Here is a 22,619-nt window from a genome sequence, read left to right on the forward strand (position 1 = left end):
GGCGATCATCGCTGGGGCTCGTCGCGGCCGGAGGTGTCCACCGCCAGCTGGCCCGAGCCGCCCGCGCCGGGCTTGCCGATCAGGATGTTCTTGATCTGCGCCAGCCGGTGGTGCAGGCCCGCCGCCTTGTCCGACACCCCGCGCGGGTCGTGCTCCAGCCGGGTGCCCAGCTCCTGGAAGCGCGCCGCGATGCGCTCGGCCTCGGCGCGCAGGTCGGCCCGGCCGACGCCGGAGGCCAGCCGCGCCACCTCGGCCGCCTCGCGCAGCCCGACGCCCACCGACGCGGCCGCGCGCTGGGTGTCGCTCTGCTCCGAGGGCGGCATCGCGCGCCGGTACAGCCCCACCATGTGCTCCAGGTAGCCCTGGAGCTGCCGGATGGCCTCGCCGTAGGAGCGCTGGTCGGCGGCGCGGTGGGCCTTCTCGCCCTGCACGCGCTGCGCCTCGATCGCCCGCCCCATCTCGGTCGCGTCGTAGGGGCGGCCGAGGTCGGCGGAGTTGTCGCCGAGCCAGGCGTTCAGCTCCAGGCAGTCGGCCACCAGCGAGTCGAACTCCGGCTTGGGCGGCTCCAGCGCGCCCGCGCTGGCGTCGGTGCGGCCGAGCAGCTCCTCCAGCTCCTCGAACTCGTGCACCGCCTGCTCGCGGTCCCCGGCCGCCAGCGCCTCCGACAGCGCCTTGCGCGCCATGCGGCGCTTGATGTCGAAGGTGGCGCGCTCGCCCGGCGGCAGGAACCCCGCCGACTCCTCCAGCTTCCGGTCCAGCTCGGCGACCTCGGCGGCGCTCGGCAGCTCGCGCTCGGGCGGCAGCTCCACCGCCGCCTCGAAGGCGTGGTCGCCGACGCTGCCGCGCACGGTGATGAACGAGTGCCGGTCCATGTGCAGGTCGAACCGGATCGGGGTGCCGCGCGGGGTGGTGCCCGGCACCGGCACCTTGATGACCTGGATCTGCTTGCTCTGCTGGTAGAGCGGGAACAGCACGGTCTCGGTGTCGCCGGGGTGGGAGAAGGAGAACTCGGCGGTGGTCGGCAACTCCTGGAGCGCCGGGACCAGCTCGCGGCGGAACGCCTTGCCGCCGCGCGACACCTCCAGCAGCACCGCCTTGGTGGAGATCGCGGTGTTGCTGGGGCCGGGCAGCCGCCGCTCGGCGTCGTCGCTGTGGGTGATGGGGCGGCCGACCGTCGCCACCAGCTCGTCGTCGGCGTCCAGGATCTCGAACGAGAAGTGCGACTCGCCGCCGGGCTCCAGCGGCACCCGCGTGAAGGCGAACGCGCCGGACTTGCCGATGTCGGCCTCGTCCTCGTCGCCGTCGGGGGTGACCAGCCGCACCCGGCCGCCGGTGAGGTCGGCGCCGGTCAGCGACTCCACGGTGCCGCCGATATGGGTGCGGGTCGAGCCGGTCGCCGACGCGCCCCGGAACGACACCCGCACCGCGCCGCCCGCGTCCTGGATCGTCACGCCGCCGACGACGGCCGCGCGGATCGCCGCGCCCAGCGCCACGATCGTGTCGACCTTGTCGTACAGCGGCTCCTCGCAGCGCGCGCCCGCGCACAACTCGGCGGCGACGGTCTCGCGCACCAGCGGCATGTGCGTGGAGCCCCCGGCCAGGATGACCTGGTCCACGTCGGCCAGGGTGATCCCGGCCTTGCGCCCGGCGCGCTCCAGCGCCTCGTGGCAGTAGGGGATGGTGCGCTCGACGAGCGGGCGGGCCACCTCGTCCAGGTCGGAGCGCTCGAACATCGCCTCGATGATGACCTGGTTGCCCAGCTTGTCGCGCAGCCGCCCGGTGTCGCGCAGCACGTACTCGGTGGACTGCGACAGGCCCTTCTTGACGCCCTCCGCCAGCATCCGGAGCTGGCTGAACCGCAGCGCGTCCTCGGGGTCGTTCGCCGGGTCCAGCTCCAGCGCCCAGCCCTCGTGCACCAGGATCTCCTGGAGCCGCCGGGCCAGCGCGATGTCGATGTCGTCGCCGCCGAGCCGGTTGTTGCCGCTGATGCCCAGCACCTCGTACACCCCGGACGTCGCGCGCACCACGCTGACGTCGAAGGTGCCGCCGCCGAGGTCGTAGACGAGGAACACGCCGTCGCGGGTCTTGGTCTGCCAGCAGTGGTAGCAGGCCGCGGCGGTCGGCTCGTGCAGCAGGTCCAGCACCTGGATCCCGGCCATCTCGGCGGCGCGGCGGGTCGCGTCGATCTGCGGCTGGTCGAAGTAGGCCGGGACGGTGACGATGGCGCGGTCCACCGCCCAGGTCGTGTCGGGGGTGGCGAGGCCCGCCACGTCCTCCTCGATCTGCCGCCGCATCTCGCCGAGGATCGCCGCCGACACCTCCTCGGGCCGCATCGGCGCGCCCGACAGGTCCACCGTGGAGGTGCCGCCCATCAGCCGCTTGACCGACCGCACCGGCTCGGGCGGGTTGCCGACCCGGATCAGCGCCTTGCGGCCCACGACGAGGTCGCCGCTCGCCGGGTCGCGCCACACGCAGCTGGGCGTGGTCGGGGACTTCGACACCCGGTCCCGGTGAAGGATGATCTCGGTGTCGGCGGGGTCCATCACGGCGACCGCGCTGTTGGTGGTGCCGAGGTCGATCCCGACCGCCTTGCTCACGATCTGCGTCATCACTGCTCCTGGCCGGCGTGCTCGGTGGATCCGCCGGCCGTCTCGTCGGGGGACTGGTCTGAGGGCTGTGCGGGGGTCTGCTCGGGCTGCTCTTCCGCAGGCGCGGGCACGGCTGCGGGCGGGGGCGGGGCGCCCATGGTGACCTGGCCGGGGCGCACCACCGTGCCGCGGTGCAGCACGACCGCGTCGTGGGTCTCGGCGACGACCTCGGCGGGGTAGCCGGCCGCGTGCCGCCAGCCGATCACCTCGACGCGGTCGGCGACCTCGGCCAGCGGCCGTCCGGCGGGGTCCTCGAAGGTGACGCCGCCGCCGCGCAGCGCCTCCACCATCTGGTCCTTCAGCACCCGCAACTCCAGATGCACCCGGCCGAGGCCCGCCGCGCGCAGCGCCTCGCGGTGCCGCTCCAGCGCGGATTCGAGCCGGGCGACCAGCGCGCCCTGGTCGACGGCGACCGCCAGCGCGTCGCCGGTGGCGTCGCGGGCGCGGCCGCGCTCGGCGCTCAGGTCGGCCTGGTAGCGGCGCAGGACGGCGCGCACCTCCCGGGCGGGGGAGTCGATCTCCAGCTCCGGCGGGGCGGGGCGTTCGGCGAAGGCGTCCCAGTCGTAGGGCGTGTCGGCGGGCGGCTCGACGGGCGGCGCAGCGGGCGGCGCGTCGGGGGTTTCGGCGGGCGGTTCCGCCGGGGGCGGGTCAGCCGAAGAGGACATCGGTCACCTCCAGGGGAGGGGCGCCGGGGCCGGGCGGCTGGGGCGCGTGGCGCGCACCGGCCGCCAGGTCCACCTCGGGGGGCTCCAGCAGCCCGTCCAGCACCAGGTCGAAGATGGCGGGCAGGTCGAAGTCGGTGGCGCGCGGCTCGCCCGCGGCCTGTTTCAGGGCTTTGACGTTGGCGGGGTTGCGGCGGTGCCGCAGCGCGAAGTCGGCCCACTCCTCGTCGCGGTAGCGCGCGCCGGGGGCCTCCAGCAGCTCGTGCAGCCGCCGGGTCTCGGGGTCGCCGATCAGCTCCCGCATGGCCCAGCCGCACAGGTCGCGCTCGGCCTCGGTCGCGGCGAGGTCGGTCAGTTCCCGGCCGCGCCGCACGATCTCCTCGCGGTCGGCGTCGGGGGGCAGGCCGAGGACGTGGAAGGGGTTGGGCCGGACGGTTCCGCTCATCGTGCCCCCAGGAGTCGCCGGACGTCGTCGTGGTTGCGGCGGGCGGAGGCGTTGGACGGGTCCAGCTCCAGCGCCTCGTCCAGCAGCCGCAGCGCGTGCGCCGCGACGTCGGGCATCCCGCCGGCCGGGCCGCGCGGGGGCGCGGCCTCCTCGACCAGGCTCACCGCCTGCCCGCTGAGGACGGTGGACAGCTGCCTGCGGACGAAGTCGAGGTCGTCGTCGCGGTCGGTCAGTGTCAGGGCGCGCCGCAGCTCGGCGGCGGCCTGGCCGAGCCGCCTGGAGTCGCGCGGGCCCTCGTTGGCGAGCGTCACGCCCTTGCCGAGGTGCGCCTCCATCCGCAACTGCCGGACCATCGTCGCGAACCGGGAGGTGTCCGGCACCGCCGCCAGGGCCTGCAACGCCCGGTCGTGCGAGCGCGCGGTGAGGTGCTCGCGCGCGGCGCGGATGGCGGCGTAGGTGCCCTCCTCGGCCGAGTAGCCGCTCATCTCGCGGACGAACGAGGCGGCCTGCTCGTTGTGGGGCGCCAACTCGCGCGCGCGTTCGCCCTTCCGCAGGGCGGCGGCGAAGCGGCCCTGCCCGGCCAGCACGTCGCCCTCCTTGAGCAGGCTCTGCGCCAGCAGGTCCACGGCGTTGTGGTTGGCGGGGTTCCAGCGCAGCGCCTCCTCCAGGTCGCCGACGGCCTCGGTGTCGGTGGGCGCGACGACCCCGCGGAACATGTGGTGGATCGACAGCGCCTGGTTCTCGTGCCGGTGCCCCTCGCCGGGGACGCAGAACCCGGCCAGCCGCGACGCGAAGTCGCCGCCCGAGTCCAGCACGCGGCGCAGGGCCTCGAAGTCCTTCAGCGAGTACAGGCAGTAGCACCAGTCGTTGTGCCAGCCGATCCCCGCCACCAGCACCGGGCGGGTGGGCACGCCGAGCCGCACCATGGGCGTCAGCGCGGCGATCCCGGACTCGTAGTCGGCGCGGATGCCCTGCGGCAGGCGGTCGATGGCGTCGGGGTCGTTGACGGCGCGCTCGGCGTCCTCCACCAGGTTGGCGCTCCAGTGGTCGAGGGCGGCGTCGGCCAGCCGAGCGATCCCGGCGAAGCGGACGGGGTCGGCGGCCGGGCCGTACCGCACGCCGAGGCCGCTCGGCAGATCGGCCAGCAGCGCGGCGGCGGCGTCGGGACCGGTCCGGCAGGCGTCCAGGCAGCGCAGGTGCAGGCGGGCGGTGGCGGTGCGGCCGGTGGCCAGCGCCCGCGCGCCCTGGGCGGCGTGCAGGTCGAGCAGCTCTCCGGCGATCCGCTCGCGCGGCGGGCCGGGGACGTCGCGGGTGGCCAGCACCAGCGCCCACAGCAGGGTCGCGGCGGCGAGGTGCTCGTCGTCGCGGCCGCCCTCGCGCAGGGCGCGTTCCCGGTACAGGACGGCCAGGTCGTGCATCAGGTCCAGGTCGTGGGCGCGCGCCACCAGGCAGCGTTCCCACGCAGTGGAGACGGCGGGCGGGTCGTCGGCGAGCAGCGCGCCGCGCAGTGCGTCGTCGGTCTCGATGACCGCCTCCAGCGGGCGGTGCCGTCCGGCGCGTTCGGGCATGGCCTCGTCATCCTCGCCGGTGGCCGGTGCGCCCGGGAACAGGCACGCCAGCAGCCGGGCCACGCACACCTCCAGTTCGAGGCCGCGCGCCAGCTCGTCCAGCGCCTGCCGGGACGGGGACGCCGCCATCAGCCCTCCCACCTTCCGCGCAGCGATCCGGTGTTGGCCAGCGCGCGCATCTCCTCGAAGTGGCCCAGCGCCTTGGCGACCAGCCCGGCGGCGGCCGCGGCGGCGTAACGCTTGGCGGCGCGGTCCCACTCGGCGGCCAGGATCGTGCGGCGGGTCTGGTTCAGGCCGCGCAGGCGGTCCTGGTAGACGCGGCGGACCTCGGCGACCTCGTCCTCCTCGGGCAGGAACTGGTCGGGCTCCTGCCCGTCCAGGATCCCGGCGGCCCGGCGCAGCAGCCGCGCCGCTTCCAGGGGTTCGTTGCGGCGGCGCGCCGTGGTCGCCCGGTGGCACAGGTAGCGCCCGTACTCCTCGCGCACCGTCTCCTCGTCGGTGCCCGCGCGCAGCGCCTCCCGCCAGGCGCGCTCGGCGGTCTCGTGATCGTTCGCGGCGGTGGCGCAGCGGGCCAGGGTGAGCGGGTCGAAACCGCCGTCGGCGGCGACCTTGCGCAGGACGGCGGCCAGCTCGCGGGGCCGCGCCCCGCCGCCCCGGCCGGGCGCGGCGCACAGGGCGGGCAGCACCCGGTGCAGGTCGACCAGCCCGCTCACGTCGTGCTCGGGCAGGGTGCGCACCAGCAGCGCGCGGCACTCGTCCGGCGCGGACTCGGCGAGCGCCGCCGCCTGCGCGGCCAGCAGCGCGGCGGTCAGTCGGCCGGGCACCCCCTCGGGCGGGTCGAACTCGCCGGGGTCGCCGGACAGGGCGGCGGCGAGCAGGTCGCGGATGTGGCGGCCGGTGGCGTCCTGGACGGGGGCGGCGCGCAGCAGCCGGAGCGCGGCGTCGCCGTCCCCGGCGGCCAGTTCACGGCGCGCGGCGGCCAGCGCGACGGGCAGGTCGGCGGGCCCGGCGGGTCCGGCGCCCGAACCGGGGCGGCGCAGCGCGGCGGCGCGGACGATGCCGTTGAGCCGGTGCACCTCGGGCAGGCCGTGCCGCTCGGTGAGCCCGGCCAGCAGCCGGGGCAGCGGCGCGGCGCGGGCGTCGCCGTCCGCGCGCAGGTACGCGCCGGTCAGCGCGCCCGCCAGCGCCGTCACCGCCTGGGGTGGGGCGTCGGCGGCCCCGTCCAGCAGGTGGACGAGACGGTCGCACAGGCCGGGGTCGGGGATGGTGGGGCCGGTCAGCTCGGCGAGGCCCAGGACCCAGGTCGCCCATGGGTGGTCGGCGGCGGCGCGGCGCAGCTTGGCGGCCGTGTCGTCGGGGAGGCCGCCGGGCGCCCTTCCGGCGAACAGTTCGGCGGCGCGGGCCAGCGCGCGGGCGTCGCGGGGGATGGTGCGGGGCGCGTCGGCGGCCGCCTCGTCGAACGCCGTCGCGGCGGTCAGGGCCAGTTGCATGGCCTGCTCGGCGTCGCCGTCGGCCTGCCGCCGGGCCGCCTGGCGTAGGCGGAGATGGCCGAGCGCGTAGCGGGCCTGGGGGAGCGCCTGCGCGGCGGGGACGTTCTCGGCGTCTGGGTCGGCGCGGGTCTGCAACCAGGTACGCAACAGGTCCGCTTTGGGGCCGGACGGGCGCGCTGGGCCGTCCAGCAGGCGGAGCGCCGCGTCGAAGTGACCCTCTTGCGCTTCGTGGGTGGCCAGCGCCAGCGCGGCCCGGCCGTAGCCGAGCGCGTCGGCGGCTTCGGTGAGCAGCGCGCGGCCCCGGTCGGGGTGGGTGCGCAACGCGGCGAGGCCGGACCAGCGCAGGCGTTCGGCGGCGGGCAACCGCCGGAACAGCGGTATTTCCATGGCCTGCGCCAGCGCCCACTGGTTGTGCCGGGCGAACCGCAGGCCCAGGACGGTGCGCAGCGCTTCGAGGTGGTCGGCGAGGGTGCCGGTGGGGTGTTGCCAGTTCTGGGCCTCGGCGGGCGGGTGCTCGCCTCGCGCGAGGGAGGCTCGGGCGGCGGCGAGTTCGGCGTAGGCGGCGGGCGGCGGGGCTTCCTTGACGTTCTTGGCGAACTTGCGGGCGGGGTCGGCGTCCTGGAGCAGGCAGCCCAACGGCCAGGTGGGGGAGCGCGCGTATCGCTGCGCGACGGCTTCGGGATCGTCGCGAAGCAGGAGCGCCCAGGCGGCGTGGTAGTCCCAGTCCGGCCGCCCGGGGAACGCCTCAGCCAGCGGCGGCAGCAGTTGCGCCGCGCGCTGGGCGTCGCCTTCCAGCAAGTACATGCGGCCGATGGCGTAGTCGAGCCACTCGCCCGCGTGCGCGGCGATGGTGAAGCGGGTGAGGCGCGCGGTGTCGGCGGGCGCGGGGCCGGTGGCGGCCGGATCGTCCAGCCACGCCAGCAGTGCGCTCAACGTGGCCAGTTCGGTTGACGCGCGGACGAGAGGGGCGGCGCGGTGGTCTGTGCGGGTGGCGGAGGGATCGGCGCGGTGCTCTGCGTGGGCGGAGGGATTGGCGGGGTGGTTCGGGTGGGCGGTGGAAGGGGCGGCGGGGTGATCTGCGCGGGTGGCGGAAGGGACGGTGCGGCGGGCGGCCGGTGCGGTGACGCCGTCGTGGTCGCCTAGGCGTAGGCGGGCCGCCAGCAGGCCGACGAAGGTCGTCTCGTCCTCGGGCGCGCGCGAGAAGTGGGACGCGGCCTCGGCGGCGTCGCCGTCTACCAGCAGCGCGTGCAGGCCGAGCGTGCGTTCCGCGCCGGGCACGTCGGGGAAGCGTCGCGCCAGCGTGCTTGCCTCGGCGATCCGCACGGTGCCCGAGTCGAACCCGGTGGCCAGCAGGCGCGCCAGTAGCGGGACGCTCTCCGACGGCGGCGGGTCGGTGACGCGTCCGGCCAGCGCGCGCGCCTCGGTGTCCTCGCCCCGCGCGGCGCGGGCGGCGACCAGCGGCCACGGCAGTGGCGCGCCGGTCTGCGCGCCGAGCGTCTCCAGCGTGCGGAAGTCCTCGTCGGCCAGCAGCGGCAGCAGCCGGTCCTCCAGCAGCGAGCCCTGCACCTCGGCCCATTGCCGGGCGTAGGCGTCGGGATGTTCGGCGATCTCGGCCAGCACCTCGCGCAGCCGCGCCACCGCCTGAGCCGGATCGGGCTCGGCGATGGCCGCCGCCCACCTGCGGCGCAGCCGTCCGCCGCGGTTGAACAGCCCCCCGAACGTGCGCTCCGGCACCATCAGCGGTCGGGCCTCCTCTCCCGGCGGGCCAGGTCGGCGTAGCGGTCGGCTTGGTAGACGTTGCCGTCCGCCCGATACGACGCACTGATCTGGTGGAGAAGTTCCGCTCGTTCCGCCTTGCTGCGCACCAGCGCGGGATTGTCCTGCACCAGCCGCCAGGCCAGCTCGCGGTGGCGGGCGGCCGTGCCGTGCTCGCCGCGCGCCGCCAGCTTCTCGGCGGCCTCGATGTGCTCGCGCAACTCCTGCGGGACGGACGGCGCGGGCGTCGGCGGGGGCGGTGGCAGCGGCGTCCGCGCGGCCTCGTACTCGCCGATCGCCTCCAGCAGCTCGTCGGCGGTGCGGAACCGGTCCTGCGGATCGTGCGCCAGGCAGCGCAGCACCAGGTCGTCCAGCGCGGCGGGCACGGTGTTGTTCAGCAGCGACGGCGGATCGACCCGGCAGTCGGCCCGCGCGTGGTAGGTCCACTGCGAGTGCAGCGCGGTGGGCATGCCGTCGGGCGGGTGCAGGTGCCCGAACGGGTGCCGTCCGGTCAGGCCCTGATAGACCAGCAGCCCCAGCGAGTACAGGTCCGACGCGCGCACGCTCGCGCCCTGCGCGGTCTCCGGCGCCATGTAGGACACCGTCCCCGCGACGCCCTCCACGTGCCCGGCCGATAACATGCGCGCCGCCAGCCCGAAGTCCACCACCCGGACCCGCTTGTCCAGCCCCAGCAGCACGTTGTCGGGTTTCAGGTCGCGGTGCAGCAGCGGCGGCACCAGCGAGTGCAGGCCGCGCAGCGCCACCGCGATCTGCTTCGCCCACGCCGTCATCAGCCGCGCCGGGACGCCCCGCCGGTACTGGGCGAACTGCGCCTGCAACGTGGTGCCCTGGACGTACTCCATCACCAGGTAGCCGCGGCCGCCGAGGTCGTCGGCCAGGCCCGCGTCGTACAGGTGCACCAGGTGCGCGCGGGCCTCCAGGTCGGTCATGTCGTCCATGGCCTCGGCCAGCAGCAGCGCGTCGCCGAACAGCTCGCGCACGGTCTGCTCGGTCAGCCCGGTGCGCCGCGACACCTTCACCGCGACCCGCCGCACCGGCGCGCCCAGCAGCCGCTGGTCGCTGCGGAACACCGCGCCGAACCCGCCCTCGCCCAGCAGCTCGCCCAGCTCGTAGCGGCCGCCCAGCGTGCGGCCCCGCAGCGCGCTCAGCTCGACGGTCTGGCCGTCCGCGCCGCCGCTCATCCCGGCACCGCTTCGACCTGCGGTTCGGCGGACGGGTCGAACGACAGCGTGACGCGCGCGGCGGCGTGGAAGGCGTCGGGGTCGCGGTCGGCCGCCAGCGTGATCGGGTCGACCACCAGCGTCCCGATCAGCCGCGACACCACCCGGCCGCCCTCGGTGCCCTCGGCCGCGCGGTCGGCGCCGTAGGCGAGGTCGGCGATGTGCTCGGCCAGCGCGTCGGGCACCACCAGGTCCTTGCCGAACCGGGTGGCCCACAACGCGCGCTGCTCGCCCAGCATCTTGCGGCAGATCCCGCCCATCGCCGCGCGGTCCAGCGGCCGGAACACGATGATCTGCCCCAGCCGGGCCAGGAACTCCGGCGGGAAGGTGGCCTGCCCGGTGCGCGGGTGCCGCTCGCGGCGCAACCGGTCGCGCACCGCCGCCGCGATCCGGTCGGGCGGCGCGCCCGCCGCCGACAGGTCGGCGATGACGTCGTGCCCGGCGTTGGTGGTGAGGATGAACATCGCCCGGTCGGCGAACGCCTTCACCCCGCGCTGGTCGATGATCCAGCCCTCGTCGAACAGGTTGAGGAAGGGCCGCCACACCTCCGGGTGCGCCTTCTCCGCCTCGTCCAGCAGGAACACGCAGTAGGGGTCGGCGTTCAGGTCGTTGATCAGCCGGCCGCCCTGGTCGTGGCCGACGTAGCCGGGCGGCGACCCGATGATGCCCGCCACGCTGTGCGGCTCGGTGAAGTTCTCCATCGGGTAGGTCTGCAGCCGCTTGGACGCCGAGTAGAACCGGGCCAGCGTCTTGGCCAGCTCGGTCTTGCCGACGCCGGTCAGCCCGGCGAACAACATCACCGACGCCGGGCGGCCCGGCCCGGCGAGGCCCGCCTTGACGCGGCGCAGCTCGGCCGCCACCGTCGCGATCGCGGCGGGCTGGCCCACCACCGACTCGGCCAGCACCTTCGCGAAGTCGGTGCGCTCGCCGCCGCCGGAGATCTGCGCGGCCGGGACGCCGGAGATCTCCGCGACCACCCGCAACACGTCCCCGGCCCCGACCGCCTCCTGCTCGGACCCGCCCTGCGTGCGCCGGTAGTGCAGGTCCTCGCAGGCGCGGTGCAGCACGCGGACGGCCTTGGCGGGCAGCCGCTCGTTCATGATGAAGTCGGCCGACAACACCACCGCCCGGTCCACCGCGCGCTCGTCCACCGTCACGCCGAACCGCTCGGCCAGCCCCCCGGCGGCCTGCGCGACCATGTCGCGGGCCTCGGCCCGGCCCGGCTCGGCCAGCTCGACGCGGGCGGCCAGCTCCAGCAGCGCGTGGTCGCGGGCGAGCAGGTCCTCGAAGTCCTGCGCGGGCAGCACCCCGATCAGGTGGAGGCGGCGCTCCTTCAGCGCGCCGCGCAGCACCAGCCGGTGGTCCTCGTCGGTGCGCCCGCGCAGCAGCGCGCCCAGCCCGTCCACGCACACGATCACGTCGGTGCGGCCCGCGACGTGCGCGATGATCCCCGACAGCGCCGCGCCGCCGTCGGCGGGCGCGACGTCGCGGCAGTCCACGTACAGGAACCGCTTGCGGCGCAGGAACGGGATCTCCCCGGCCGCCGCGCGCCGCGCCAGCTCGCGCAGCAGCGTGGTGCTGCCCGCCCCGGGCGGGGCGGTGATCAGCACGTGGTGCGCGGTGGTGCGGTGCAGGGCGCGGTTCAGCGGGTCGAAGTAGTGGTCGACGTGCAGCGCCGGGGGCGGCTGCTCGGTCTGCGCCTGCCAGGTGAGGTCCTGCGACGGCGGCAGGCCGGGCGGCAGCCGGAACGCGGTGTCGCGCGGCCGGGCGACCTCGCGCAGCTCCTGGCCGAGATGCACGCGCATCAGGTCCAGGTCGAGGGCGAGCGGCGGGGCCTGGAGCACCGCCGCCAGCCGGGCCGGGGGACGCTCCAGCAGCGCGCCCAGCAGGTGCGGCGCGGCGATCCGGTCGTCGGCGCCGCCCGCCGCCTGCGACCGCGCCGAGCGCAGCAGCTCCAGCAGCGGGTCGCCCAGCCCCTCGCGGTCCAGCGGCAGCGGGCCGGTGTCGCGGGCGCGGTCGGTCAGCCGGAACGCGTCGCCCACGATCTCGGCGACGCGCACCGGGCCGAGGTGCGGCGGCACCTGGAGCCGCACCAGGTGCTCGGTCAGGCCCTCGGTCTCGCCGAGCAGGCCGAGCAGCAGGTGCGGCGGCAGCACCCGGTCGTAGCCGAGCGCGGCGGCGTGCAGGGCGGCCTGCTCCAGGACGGCCCAGGCGTCCTCGGCGAACTCCTCCGAGCGCAGCCGCCCGGAGTCCTCGTCCAGCAGCGGCGCGGGCGGCCCGGCGGCGGCCTCGACGCGGGCGCGCAGCGCGGCGGCGGTCGCGGGGGCGTCCAGGACGGTCAGGTACTCGCGGTCCTGCTCGTCCAGGTTCTCCAGGACGCAGGCCAGCAGCAGTTCCAGCGCGGTGCGCCGGGCCGTCTCGGGGTCGTCCTCCAGGCGCTTGGCGTACTCGTCGCCGAACGCGTCCAGCGCGGCCAGCGCCTCGGCGGAGAACCGCTCGCGGCGGCCGTCGAACGCCGGGACGCCCAGGTCACCGGCCGCGCGCCCGGGGTTGTAGACCTCGATCCCCGCCAGCAGGTGCCCCGGCCGCACCCCCTCGGGCAGCGTGCGCGACAACACCGGCAGCAGCGCGGCGTCACCGGCGGCGGCCCCGACGGCGGCGTGCAGCAGGTCGCCGGGCCGGACCGGCCCGGCGGCGCGGTCGGCCGCGGCGTGCAGCACGTCGGCGGTGCGGGGGTCGGCGACCCGGTGGGGGACGAACAGGCCATCGGCGAACAGCAGCAAGATCACTCCAGGCGCCGGGAGCACCGGTCAGGGGGGACGGAACCGAACGCGCGCTGCGGGGGACCATGGTCTCAAACGGCGCTGCCCGGCGCCATGGCCGCCGGATGAACGATCTTGCCCGAGCCGGGTCGGCCGGGGTCGGCCGGGGCGCTGGCGCGGTGCCGGGATCGGTGGCACGGTAGTGACGCCGGAATCCCAGGAGGCTCTGTGTCACGCAGCGCGACGTTCCCCGCCCCGTCCCTCCCGCAGCCCTCTCCCGCACGCTCCCCGAGACGGGGTCCGGCCCGCCGCCGCACGGCCCTGGCCGCCGCCGCGATCGTGGCCGCGTCGTGCCTGGCCGCCCCCGGCCAGGCCCTCGCGGGCGCGCCCCCGGGCCCGCCCGGCAAGACGCCGGTGGCCACCGGGTACGGCGGCGCGGTCTCCACCGTCGACCCCGACGCCAGCGCCGCCGCCATCGAGGTGCTCAAGCGCGGCGGCAACGCCATGGACGCCGCCGTCGCGGCCGCCGCCACCCTCGGCGTCACCGAGCCGTACGTCGCCGCGATCGGCGGGGGCGGCTACATGACCTACTACGACGCGAGGAAGCGCCGCGTCTACACCGTGGACGGCCGGGAGGCCGCGCCCCGCAGGATGCGCGCCGACTCCTTCGTCGACCCGGCCACCGGCAAGGCGCTGCCGTTCGAGGAGGCCGTCACCAGCGGCCTCAGCGTCGGCGTCCCCGGCACCCTGGCGCAGTGGGAGAACGCGCTGCGCCGCCACGGCACCCGCAGCCTCGGCACCCTCCTCCAGCCCGCGATCCGCGTGGCCGAGAAGGGCTTCGTCGTGGACCAGGAGTTCCGCGACCAGACGGCCGTCAACGAGGCCCGGTTCCGCGACATCGTGCCGACCCGTCAGCTCTTCCTGCCCGGCGGGAAGCTCCCGGTCGTCGGCTCCACCTTCCGCAACCCCGACCTGGCGCGCACCTACCGCGAGCTGGCCAAACGCGGCACCGACTGGTTCTACGAAGGCGAGCTGGGCCGCGAGGTCGTGCGCGCCGTGCAGAAGCCGCCGGTGGACCCGGCCGCCACCCGCAAGGTCCGACCCGGCCTGATGGAACGCCGCGACCTGGACGCCTACAAGGCGCTGAACCCGCGCCCCACCAGCGTCTCCTACCGGGGGCTGGACGTGTACGGGATGCCGCCGTCGTCCTCGGGCGGCTCCACCGTCGGCGAGGCGCTCAACATCCTGGGCAACTTCCGGCTGGACGCCCGCGACCCCGCGCGCACCCTGCACTACTACCTGGAGGCGTCCAAGCTCGCCTTCGCCGACCGGGGCCGCTACGTGGGCGACCCCGCCCAGGTGAAGGTCCCGCTGGAGGAGTTGCTGTCGCGCGGCTTCGCCCGCGAGCGCGCCTGCCTGATCCAGCCCGACCGGGCCGCCGCCGCGCCGGTCCCGCCCGGCTCCCCGGACGGCCGCTACTCGCCCTGCGTGCCGCCCGGCGGCGCGACCCGCGCCCTGGCCTACGAGGGCCCGCAGACCACGCACCTGGTGACGGCCGACAAGTGGGGCAACGTCGTCGCCTACAACGTCACGCTGGAGCAGTTCGGCGGCAGCGGCATCACCGTCCCCGGCCGCGGCTTCATCCTCAACAACGAGCTGACCGACTTCACCCTCCAGCCCCCGGCGCCCGGCTCGCCGCCCGACCCGAACCTGCCCGGCCCCGGCAAGCGGCCGCGCAGCAGCATGGCCCCCACGATCGTGCTCCAGGACGGGCGGCCCCGGATGGCGCTCGGCAGCCCCGGCGGCTCGACGATCATCACGACCGTGCTCCAGATCCTGGTCAACCGGATCGACCTCGGCATGAGGCTGCCCGACGCGCTGGCCGCCCCGCGCGCCACCCAGCGCAACACCCCGCAGGTCTTCGCCGAGCAGGCGTTCCTCGACCGGTACGGGCGGGCGCTGGCGGCGCGCGGCCACCGGCTGGAGCTGTTCCCCGGCCCGCCCGCCGGGACGATCGGCGCGGCCACGGGCCTGGAGTTCCTGGCGCCCGGCCTGGTCCAGGCCGTCGCCGAACCGGTCCGGCGGGGCGGCGGGAGCGCGCAAGTGGTGCGGCCGCGCCGGTAACGGTCCGTCGTGGACCTGTCCCCGGGCCCCGGGGACAGGTCTACGTTCCGCCGGAAGGGGAAGGATCGTTGCCATGGCGGAGGCGTACGTACAGGTGACCACCACCACCGACTCGCGGGCCGAGGCCGCGGCGCTGGCCAAGGCCGCGGTCGCCGACCGGCTGGCCGCCTGCGCCCAGCTCGTCGGCCCGGTGGCCAGCACCTACTGGTGGGAGGGCGCGATCGAGTCGGCCGAGGAGTGGATGGTGGTGTTCAAGACCACCGTGGACCGCTTCGACGAGCTGGCCAGCCTGATCACCGACGAGCACTCCTACGACACCCCCGAGATCATCGCGACCCCCGTGGTGGCCGGGAGCATGGACTACCTGGCCTGGGTGGCCGAGCAGACCGAGCCCGCCGACGACCCCGCCGACCCCGAGACCACCGGCGACCCGGTGTGACCTGGGTCATATCAGGGAAAATAAGTCCTTGATTACTGTGGTCGGTGCGACCGTGCCGGCCACGGCGCCGGTGCGCGAGCACCCGTGAGGACCCGGCGAGAGGGGGCGGCCATGCGTGCGGACGGACGCGCGGACGGCGGCGAGGGCGCGGCGGAGACCGTGGTGGAGGCCGTGGGGGAAGGCGCGGCGGAGGACTACGGCCTGTTCGGGCCGGGTTCGGTGACCTGGCGGGTGATGGGCGAGCCGGTGCTGGTCGTCGGCGGCGTCCGGGCCCTGCTGTTGCAGGCCCTGCACCCGCGCTCGATGTGGGGCACCGCGCAGAACTCCGAGCTGATGGACCCGTCGGCCGCCTGGGCGCGGCTGGGCCGGACGGTCGAGTTCGTGCGGGTGCGCACCTACGGCAGCCGCGCCGAGGTCGACCGGGTGGGCCGCCGCATCCGCAAGCTGCACTCCAAGCTGTCGGGCGTCGACCTGCGCACCGGCGAGACGTTCCCGGTGGACGACCCCGAGAACCTGCTGTGGGTGCACCTGGGGGAGGTGGACTCCTACCTCGACGTCGCGCGCCGCGCGGGCGTGCCGCTCAGCGCCGCCGACGCCGACCGGTTCGTGGACGAGCAGCGCCGCGCCGCCGAGGTCGTCGGCCTCGACCCGGCGACCGTCCCCGCCTCGGTGGCGGACATGAAGGACTACTACGCCGACATGCGCACCCGCATCTGGGCCTGCCAGGAGGCCAAGGACGGGCTGCGCCGCATGTTCAACCCGAACGTGCCCCGGCAGATGGTCCCGCTGAAGCTGGCCGCGCCCGGCATCGGGCTGCTGGTGGTCTCGACGCTGCCGCGCTGGGCCCGCCGCATGTACGGGCTGCCCGGCCTGCCGACCTCCGACCTGGCCGCGACGCTGGCGCTCAAGGGGCTCTACCGCACCACCCACGTGATCCCCGAGCAGTACCGCTACAGCCCCGACGCCAAGCGCGCCCTGCGGCTCGCCCGCGAGCACGAGGACGACGTGGCCACCTGGGCGATCGCGCCCTGACCCGGGGACCCCGGGGCTCGGAACCCGGGGTCAGCCGCGCCGCATCAGCCGTCCGACGGCCGCCATCAGCTCGGTGGACATGGCCTCGCTCTTGCCCTCCTCCGCGCCCTCGGCGACGCAGTGCCGCACGTGCCCGTCCAGCAGGCCGAGCGCGACCTTGTCCAGGGCGGCCTGGATGGCGCTGATCTGGGTGAGGATGTCGATGCAGTACCGGTCGTCCTCGACCATCCGCTCGATCCCGCGGACCTGGCCCTCGATCCGGCGCAGCCGGGTGCCGAGCTGGTCCTTGGTCGCGGTGTAACCGCGGGTGGGGGTCTCGCTGGTCGCCATCTGTTCCTCGCAATCGCTGCCGGGGGCGTCGTCCCGGGGATACCCCTGGGGGGAAACCCCCCTAGGGGTATCCTATACGGTCCGCTCCGCCTCCCGCCGGGTGGCGATCAGCGCGCAGCCCGCCGCCAGCACCGAGCACGCCCCGCTGACCAGCCACACCGCGACGTAGCCCGCCGCGCCGCCGATGCCGCCGAGCAGCGTGCCGAACACCCCGCCCGCGACCGCGCCGCCCAGCGTCTTCACGTTGTTGTAGAGCGCGGTGGCGATGCCGGTGCGGGACGGGTCGCTCGCCTCGACGATCACGGTGGGCATCGCGCTGAGCGCCGCCCCCATCCCGGCCCCGGCCACCAGCAGGCAGGCCGCGAGCTGCCAGGCCGCCCCGTGGAACAGCGCGAACCCGGCCGACCCGGCCGCGACCAGCGCGAACGCCCCCGCCAGGGTGATCCGGTAGCCGATGCGCTCGGCGATGCGCGGCGTCAGGGCCGAGCACACCACGGCGGCGAGCATCCCGGGCAGCATCGCCAGCGCGATCGCCAGCGCCGACAGCCCGAACCCGTAGCCGTCGGCGTCCGGGTCGGCCGCCATGAACGTGGAGTTGGGCGACTGGCTGCCGAAGTACAGCACGCCGAAGACGAACGAGGTCAGGTAGAAGGGCGCCACGTGCCGTCCCGCCATGGCCCGCAGGTCCACCAGGGGGTCCTTCGAGCGCAGCTCCACCGCCGTCCACACCGCCAGCAGCAGCGCGCCGAGCGCCAGCGGACCGAGCGTCCCGGCGGAGAGCCAGCCTGACTTCGCCGCCCCCGACACCCCGCCGAGCAGGGCCACCATGGCGAGGCTCAGCAGCGTGACGCCGGGCCAGTCCACCCGGCCGGAGGCCCGCCGCGCCGACTCGGGGACGGCCAGGAACGAGACCGGCACGCAGATCAGCGCCAGCACCGCCGGGACCCACAGGACGAGCCGCACGTCGCCCAGCGCGTGGTCGGCCAGGCCCATGCCGAGGCCGCCGAGCAGGCCGCCGAGCGTCAGCGCGCCGACCAGCCGGGCGATCGCGCGGCGTGCCAGGGCCACCGGCAGCCGGTCGCGCACGAGCGCGATCTCCAGCGGCAGCAGCGCGGCCAGCGGGCCCTGGAGCAGCCGCCCGAGAAGCAGCACCGGGAACGAGGGCGCGACCGCCACCAGCACCGAGCCCACCGCGACGCTGACCAGCGCGATCCGCAACATCCGCCGGTGCCCGTACAGGTCGCCCAGCCGCCCGAAGGCGGGCACGCACACCGCGGCGGCCAGCAGCTGCACCGACACCACCCAGGTCAGGGCGGAGTCGGAGACGTCCAGCAGGTCTCCGATGCCCGGCAGCAGCGGCGCGATCCCGGCCTGGAGGAAGCCGCTGACGATCTCGAACAGCACCAGCAGCCCGACCACGGCGGTGACGGAGGCGACCGGCGGGGGAGCGGCCTCGGGGCCCGGCGCGGGCCGCAGGCCGGTCACCGGGCGTCCCCGGCGGCGGCCTCGGCGCGGTCCAGGCGGCGGACGGCCAGCTCGGCGAGCAGCGCGGCGGAGTCGGGCAGCACGGCGTCGTCGAAGGCGGCCTGGGGCGAGTGGTTCATGGGGGCAGTGGCCGGGTCGCGGTCGGCGGGGCAGGCGCCGACGCCGAGGAAGGCGCCGGGCACGTGCTGGAGCACGAACGAGAAGTCCTCCGAGCCCGCCATCGGGCGCGGCGCCTCGATGGCGCGGGCCCCGCCGAAGATCTCCTGGGCGGTGCGGAGCGCGAAGTCGGCCTCGGTGGCGTCGTTGACCGTCACCGGGTACTGCTCCTGGTAGTCGAGATCGACCTCGACGCCGTAGGCGGCGGCGATGCCGTGCACCACGCGCTCGACGCCCGCGCGCACCCGGCGGTGCGCGTCCTCGGAGAAGGAGCGGACCGTGGCGTCGAAGGTGGCGGTCTCGGGGATCACGTTGCCCGCCGACCCGGCGTGAAGGGAGCCGATGGTCAGCACGGCGGCGTCCAGCACGTCCAGGTTCCGGGTGATCATCGTCTGGAGCGCGCCGACCATGGCGGCCACCGCCGGGACCGGGTCGTTGGCGGCGTGCGGGGAGGAGCCGTGCCCGCCCGCGCCGCGCACGGTCACCCGGACCGCGTCGGAGGCGGCCAGCACCGTCCCGGGCCGGGTGGCGACCATGCCCTGCGGCAGCACGGTGGAGAACACGTGCAGGCCGTAGGCGGCCACGACCCGCTCCCCGGCGGCGTCCAGCACCCCTTCGTCGATCATGATCTTGGCGCCGCCCATGCCCTCCTCGCCGGGCTGGAACATGAACACCACGTCGCCGGGCAGGTCGGCGCGGCGGTCGGCCAGCAGCCTCGCCGCACCGACCAGGCCCGCCACGTGCAGGTCGTGGCCGCAGGCGTGCATCGCGCCGGGGACCCGCGAGGCGTAGTCCAGCCCGGTGTCCTCGTGCACCGGCAGCGCGTCCATGTCGCCGCGCAGCAGCACGGCCGAGGCCTTCCCCTCGCTCCGGCGGCCACCGCGCAGCACGGCGGTGACCGACGTCAGCCCCTTGCCGGTGGAGATCTCCAGCGGCAGGCCCTCCAGGGCGGCGAGCACCTTCTCCTGGGTGCGGGGGAGGTCGAGCCCGAGTTCGGGCTCGCGGTGCAGGGCGCGGCGCAGCTCCGACAGCTCTTCGCGCAGGTCAGAGGCGTTCTGGTAGAGCGACATAGGGGTAGGGTGCAGGTCCCGGCCCCGCCATCCGGGCAAATGCCGTGATCAGCCGGAAGAGCGCCGCACCATGCACGAATCCACCACCCTGGACGAGCTGGACCACCTGCTCGTCACCGCGTTGCAGACCGCGCCGCGCGCCGACTGGCGGCGCGTCGGGGCGGCGCTGGGCGTGGACGCCTCCACCGCCGCGCGCCGCTGGGCCCGCCTGACCGGCGCGGGCCTCGCCTGGCAGTCCTGCGTGCCGCTGGTGTTCGAGGGCGTCGACCCGGTGGTGGCGTTCATCGAGGTGGACTGCGCGTCCGGGCACCTGCACGAGGTGGCGGCGGCGCTGGTGGAGGACGCGCACGTGTTCAACCTGGAGCACCTCACCGGCGGCCGCGACCTGCTGCTGACGGCCGGTTTCCGCGACCAGGCCGAGCTGGCGCGCTACGTCGGCTTCCGGCTGGGGCGGCTGCCGGGCGTGGCCGCGACCCGCACCCAGATCGCCACCGCCCTGCACGCCGAGGGCAGCCGGTGGCGGCTGGAGCGGCTGGACGAGCGCCAGCGCGGGCTGCTGGCGGGCGACCGGCCCGCCGCCGGGGGCGGGCGGCCGGTGACCGAGGACGACCGCGAGCTGCTCCGCCACCTCAGCGAGGACTGCCGCCTGCCGGTCGCCGCGCTGGCCGAGCGCACCGGCCTCAGCGCGACGGCCGTGCGCCGCCGCCTGGCCCGGCTGGACGCCGCCGGGGCGCTGCTGTACCGCTGCGAGGTCGCCCGCCAGCGCTCGGGCTGGCCGGTCGCGGTGCACCTGTGGGGCAGCGCGCCGCCGGGCGAGGCGGCGCGGGTCGCGGCGCTGCTGGCGGGGCTGCGCGAGACGCGGCTGTGCGCCTCGTTGTCGGGGGCCGACAACGTGCTGTGCACGGTGTGGCTGCGCTCGGTGGGCCAGGTCCAGGCGTTCGAGACGGCGCTGGCGCGGCGCTTCCCGCAGTTCACCGTCTCCGACCGGGCGGTGACGTTGTGGCCGATGAAGATGGCCGGGCACCTGCTGGACCCGGAGGGGCGGCGGCTGCGCAACGTGCCGTTCTGGGGATGGGACGACCCGTCGGGCGAGGCGGAGCTGGGCGCGCTGCTCGGACGGCTGCGCACCGGCCCCACCGCACCCTGACGCGCAGGCGGCGGCGGCTCGCACGGGCTGCTCAGGCTAGTGGCGGCTCGGGCAAGCGGGCGGCTCGGGCAAGCGGGCGGCTCAGACGTGTGGGCGGCTCAGGCAGGCGGACAGCCTAGAGCGGATGGGTAGCTCAGGTATGTGGGCCGCCCTGACGCAGGCCGCTCAGGTCGGCGGGACGTTCCAGGATGTGATCACCGGACGGTCGTGCTCGGTCCCGAGCGTCGACACCGTGCCGGTGTCCAGCGCGAACAGCCGTCCGGCGGCCGGTTCCAGGTCGAGCCAGCGCGCGGTCAGCACGCGCAGCACGTGCCCGTGCGCGACCAGCGCGACGTCGCCCTCCTCCAGCAGCGGCCGGACCCGCTTGAGCACCGCGTCCACCCGCGCCCCGACCTGCTCGACGCTCTCGCCGGGATGGTCGGCGTCACCGGGAACGACCCCGTCGGCCCACAGGTACCAGCCGGGCCGCTCGGTGCGGATGTCGGCGCTGGTGATGCCCTCGTAGCCGCCGTAGTCCCACTCCCACAGGTCGGCGTCGGTCTCGTCCACCCGCAGCCCGGCCAGCTCGGCGGTGCGCCGCGCGCGCTCGGCGGGGCTGGCGACCACCCGCACGAACTCGCGCCCGGCGAGGGCGGGCTCCAGCGAGCGGGCCTGCCGCTCACCGTGCTCGGTGAGCGGCAGGTCGGTGCGTCCGGTGTGCCGGCGGGCACGGCTCCATTCGGTCTCGCCGTGCCGCAGGACGATCAGTTCCCCCATGGGGTCACTGTACGGGTCGGGCGAGCACCTTCTCCAGAGCGGTGTGCTCCAGGCCGTGCGCGTCGGCCACCGGCCCGTAGACGACCTGCCCGTCGTGGGTGTTCAGGCCGAGCGCCAGCGCCGGGTCGGCGCGCAGCGCGTCCCGCCAGCCCAGGTCGGCGATCTGCACCGCGTAGGGGAGGGTGACGTTGGTCAGCGCGTAGGTGGAGGTGTTGGGCACCGAGCCGGGCATGTTGGCGACGCAGTAGAAGATCGACTCGTGCACCCGGTAGGTGGGGTCGGCGTGCGTGGTGGGCCGCGAGTCCTCGAAGCAACCGCCCTGGTCGATGGCGATGTCCACCAGCACCGAGCCGGCCTTCATGTGCGCCACCAGGTCGTTGGAGATCAGCTTGGGGGCCTTGGCGCCGGGGATCAGCACCGCGCCGATCACCAGGTCGGCGGCGCGGGCCTCCTGCGCGACGGTGTAGGAGGTGGACACCAGGGTCTTCAGCCGGCCCTGGTAGACGGCGTCGATCTGGCGCAGCCGGTCGACGCTGACGTCCAGGATCGTGACCTCCGCGCCCATGCCGACGGCGATCTGCGCGGCGTTCAGCCCGGACACGCCGCCGCCGATCACCAGCACCTTGGCCGGGGCCACGCCCGGCACGCCGCCGGGCAGCACGCCGCGCCCGCCGTTGGAGCGCATGAGGTTGTAGGCGCCGACCTGCGGGGCGAGCCGCCCGGCGACCTCCGACATCGGGGCCAGCAGCGGCAGCGCCCGGCTGGGCAGCTGCACGGTCTCGTAGGCGACGGCGGTGACGCCCGCCTTCAGCAGCGCGTCGGTGCACTCGCGGGAGGCGGCGAGGTGCAGGTAGGTGAACAGGGTCTGGCCGCGCCGCATCCGGTGGTACTCGTCGGCGATCGGCTCCTTGACCTTCAGGATCAGGTCGCCCTCGGCCCACACCTCGTCCGGGCCGTCCAGGATCTTGGCGCCGGCGGCGGTGTAGTCGTCGTCGGGGACGGCCGAGCCCGCGCCCGCGCCGCGCTCGATGAACACCTCGTGCCCGTGCCGGGTCAGCTCGTGCACGCCCGCGGGCGTGATCGCCACCCGGTACTCGTGGTTCTTGATCTCGCGCGGTACGCCGACCTTCATGATGTCCCTCCGTCAACGCTGACCAGGCTCTTGTCCTGGAGCTACGCCTCAAGCGTGCGATCCGGGCGGGGACCGGGACCATGTCCAGGATGTATAGGCATTCCCTGATCTGCTGACAGTATGTAAGGGTGCCGGGAAGCTCCCGGGATCAGCGCCGCACGGGCGGCAACCACTCGTCGGCGATCGCCACCGTGAGCTGCTCCAGCAGCGGCCCGGCCTGCCGGGTGCAGCGCTCCACGTCGGGCTCGATGTCGGTGAGCGCGTACACCGCCTGGATGCGGGCCCGGCGCAGCTGCTCGCCGGTCAGCCCGCGCCGCCCGGCCACCGCCACCACCGGCGCCCCGGCGCGGGCGGCGGCGCGCGCCACCCCGGCCGGG

17 protein-coding genes are annotated in these 22,619 nt (G+C 75.6%); 4 read left to right on the forward strand and 13 right to left on the reverse strand.

What is annotated here, in order from left to right; translation table 11 throughout:
- Positions 1-5: 5 nt before the first annotated feature.
- From AH6_RS36590 to AH6_RS36620, 7 genes are read right to left on the reverse strand one after another with little or no spacing between them, the layout of a single operon-like run.
- Entirely contained in the window at positions 6-2,609 is a 2,604-nt protein-coding gene (locus AH6_RS36590; RefSeq protein WP_067489633.1) for an Hsp70 family protein, read from the reverse strand.
- Complete coding sequence (locus tag AH6_RS36595) at positions 2,609-3,313, reverse strand: hypothetical protein (protein ID WP_067489636.1); 705 nt, start codon at positions 3,311-3,313, stop codon at positions 2,609-2,611. Before AH6_RS36595 ends, AH6_RS36590 begins: the two co-directional genes overlap by 1 nt.
- On the reverse strand, positions 3,297-3,755 hold the full coding sequence (locus AH6_RS36600) for a hypothetical protein (RefSeq protein ID WP_067489639.1): 459 nt from the start codon (positions 3,753-3,755) through the stop codon (positions 3,297-3,299). Before AH6_RS36600 ends, AH6_RS36595 begins: the two co-directional genes overlap by 17 nt.
- Complete coding sequence (locus AH6_RS36605; RefSeq protein ID WP_067489640.1) at positions 3,752-5,452, reverse strand: hypothetical protein; 1,701 nt, start codon at positions 5,450-5,452, stop codon at positions 3,752-3,754. Before AH6_RS36605 ends, AH6_RS36600 begins: the two co-directional genes overlap by 4 nt.
- Positions 5,452-8,550: a hypothetical protein gene (locus tag AH6_RS36610; RefSeq protein ID WP_067489643.1), complete on the reverse strand. Its 3,099-nt coding sequence runs from the start codon at positions 8,548-8,550 to the stop codon at positions 5,452-5,454. Before AH6_RS36610 ends, AH6_RS36605 begins: the two co-directional genes overlap by 1 nt.
- The gene (locus tag AH6_RS36615) at positions 8,550-9,770 is read right to left on the reverse strand and encodes a serine/threonine-protein kinase (RefSeq protein ID WP_067489646.1); all 1,221 of its coding nucleotides are present in this window, start codon (positions 9,768-9,770) and stop codon (positions 8,550-8,552) included. The genes AH6_RS36610 and AH6_RS36615 overlap by 1 nt, the downstream gene beginning before the upstream one ends.
- The gene (locus AH6_RS36620; RefSeq protein ID WP_067489649.1) at positions 9,767-12,592 is read right to left on the reverse strand and encodes an AAA family ATPase; all 2,826 of its coding nucleotides are present in this window, start codon (positions 12,590-12,592) and stop codon (positions 9,767-9,769) included. The genes AH6_RS36615 and AH6_RS36620 overlap by 4 nt, the downstream gene beginning before the upstream one ends.
- A 207-nt stretch (positions 12,593-12,799) precedes the next feature.
- On the opposite strand from AH6_RS36620, the gene ggt reads away from it, so the two are divergent.
- From ggt to AH6_RS36635, 3 genes are all read left to right on the forward strand, one after another.
- Positions 12,800-14,695, forward strand: coding sequence for a gamma-glutamyltransferase (gene ggt / locus AH6_RS36625; protein WP_307190410.1), 1,896 nt, complete (start codon positions 12,800-12,802; stop codon positions 14,693-14,695).
- A gap of 73 nt (positions 14,696-14,768) precedes the next feature.
- Positions 14,769-15,134 carry a divalent-cation tolerance protein CutA gene (gene cutA, locus AH6_RS36630; protein WP_067489652.1) on the forward strand — a complete coding sequence of 122 codons (366 nt, stop codon included), beginning with the start codon at positions 14,769-14,771 and terminating at the stop codon, positions 15,132-15,134.
- A 111-nt stretch (positions 15,135-15,245) separates the two neighbouring features.
- Positions 15,246-16,166 (forward strand): oxygenase MpaB family protein, encoded by a 921-nt coding sequence (locus AH6_RS36635; protein WP_083983824.1) that lies wholly within the window; start codon positions 15,246-15,248, stop codon positions 16,164-16,166.
- 30 nt (positions 16,167-16,196) lie between these two features.
- Here AH6_RS36635 and AH6_RS36640 read toward each other — a convergent pair whose 3' ends face one another.
- From AH6_RS36640 to AH6_RS36650, 3 genes are all read right to left on the reverse strand, one after another.
- Positions 16,197-16,496, reverse strand: a complete 300-nt coding sequence (locus tag AH6_RS36640; RefSeq protein WP_067489656.1) for a metal-sensitive transcriptional regulator — start codon at positions 16,494-16,496, stop codon at positions 16,197-16,199.
- A gap of 72 nt (positions 16,497-16,568) precedes the next feature.
- Positions 16,569-17,981: an MFS transporter gene (locus tag AH6_RS36645; RefSeq protein WP_218006016.1), complete on the reverse strand. Its 1,413-nt coding sequence runs from the start codon at positions 17,979-17,981 to the stop codon at positions 16,569-16,571.
- Entirely contained in the window at positions 17,978-19,207 is a 1,230-nt protein-coding gene (locus AH6_RS36650; protein WP_067489659.1) for a M20 metallopeptidase family protein, read from the reverse strand. Before AH6_RS36650 ends, AH6_RS36645 begins: the two co-directional genes overlap by 4 nt.
- Positions 19,208-19,277: 70 nt before the next feature.
- Between AH6_RS36650 and AH6_RS36655 the strand changes: the two genes are divergently transcribed.
- Entirely contained in the window at positions 19,278-20,354 is a 1,077-nt protein-coding gene (locus tag AH6_RS36655; RefSeq protein WP_067489662.1) for an Lrp/AsnC family transcriptional regulator, read from the forward strand.
- A gap of 165 nt (positions 20,355-20,519) precedes the next feature.
- On the opposite strand, the gene AH6_RS36660 is transcribed toward AH6_RS36655, so the two are convergent.
- The 3 genes from AH6_RS36660 to AH6_RS36670 all read right to left on the reverse strand — a co-directional run.
- Positions 20,520-21,110: a histidine phosphatase family protein gene (locus AH6_RS36660; protein WP_067489665.1), complete on the reverse strand. Its 591-nt coding sequence runs from the start codon at positions 21,108-21,110 to the stop codon at positions 20,520-20,522.
- A 4-nt stretch (positions 21,111-21,114) separates the two neighbouring features.
- The gene (gene ald, locus AH6_RS36665; protein WP_067489668.1) at positions 21,115-22,242 is read right to left on the reverse strand and encodes an alanine dehydrogenase; all 1,128 of its coding nucleotides are present in this window, start codon (positions 22,240-22,242) and stop codon (positions 21,115-21,117) included.
- A gap of 148 nt (positions 22,243-22,390) precedes the next feature.
- The coding region (locus AH6_RS36670) for a glycerate kinase (RefSeq protein ID WP_174555156.1) at positions 22,391-22,619 on the reverse strand (229 nt) is incomplete at its 5' end.

It is taken from the genome of Actinomadura hibisca NBRC 15177 (assembly GCF_001552635.1).
Taxonomy (GTDB): Bacteria; Actinomycetota; Actinomycetes; order Streptosporangiales; family Streptosporangiaceae; genus Spirillospora; species Spirillospora hibisca.

What these genes read in the sequence shown, in the direction of transcription:
- AH6_RS36590 (WP_067489633.1), bottom strand. Translation starts at nt 2,609, where the DNA reads ATGACGCAGATCGTGAGCAAGGCGGTCGGGATCGACCTCGGCACCACC.
- AH6_RS36595 (WP_067489636.1), bottom strand. Translation starts at nt 3,313, where the DNA reads ATGTCCTCTTCGGCTGACCCGCCCCCGGCGGAACCGCCCGCCGAAACC.
- AH6_RS36600 (WP_067489639.1), bottom strand. Translation starts at nt 3,755, where the DNA reads ATGAGCGGAACCGTCCGGCCCAACCCCTTCCACGTCCTCGGCCTGCCC.
- AH6_RS36605 (WP_067489640.1), bottom strand. Translation starts at nt 5,452, where the DNA reads ATGGCGGCGTCCCCGTCCCGGCAGGCGCTGGACGAGCTGGCGCGCGGC.
- AH6_RS36610 (WP_067489643.1), bottom strand. Translation starts at nt 8,550, where the DNA reads ATGGTGCCGGAGCGCACGTTCGGGGGGCTGTTCAACCGCGGCGGACGG.
- AH6_RS36615 (WP_067489646.1), bottom strand. Translation starts at nt 9,770, where the DNA reads ATGAGCGGCGGCGCGGACGGCCAGACCGTCGAGCTGAGCGCGCTGCGG.
- cutA (WP_067489652.1), top strand. Translation starts at nt 14,769, where the DNA reads ATGGCGGAGGCGTACGTACAGGTGACCACCACCACCGACTCGCGGGCC.
- AH6_RS36635 (WP_083983824.1), top strand. Translation starts at nt 15,246, where the DNA reads ATGCGTGCGGACGGACGCGCGGACGGCGGCGAGGGCGCGGCGGAGACC.
- AH6_RS36640 (WP_067489656.1), bottom strand. Translation starts at nt 16,496, where the DNA reads ATGGCGACCAGCGAGACCCCCACCCGCGGTTACACCGCGACCAAGGAC.
- AH6_RS36650 (WP_067489659.1), bottom strand. Translation starts at nt 19,207, where the DNA reads ATGTCGCTCTACCAGAACGCCTCTGACCTGCGCGAAGAGCTGTCGGAG.
- AH6_RS36655 (WP_067489662.1), top strand. Translation starts at nt 19,278, where the DNA reads ATGCACGAATCCACCACCCTGGACGAGCTGGACCACCTGCTCGTCACC.
- AH6_RS36660 (WP_067489665.1), bottom strand. Translation starts at nt 21,110, where the DNA reads ATGGGGGAACTGATCGTCCTGCGGCACGGCGAGACCGAATGGAGCCGT.
- ald (WP_067489668.1), bottom strand. Translation starts at nt 22,242, where the DNA reads ATGAAGGTCGGCGTACCGCGCGAGATCAAGAACCACGAGTACCGGGTG.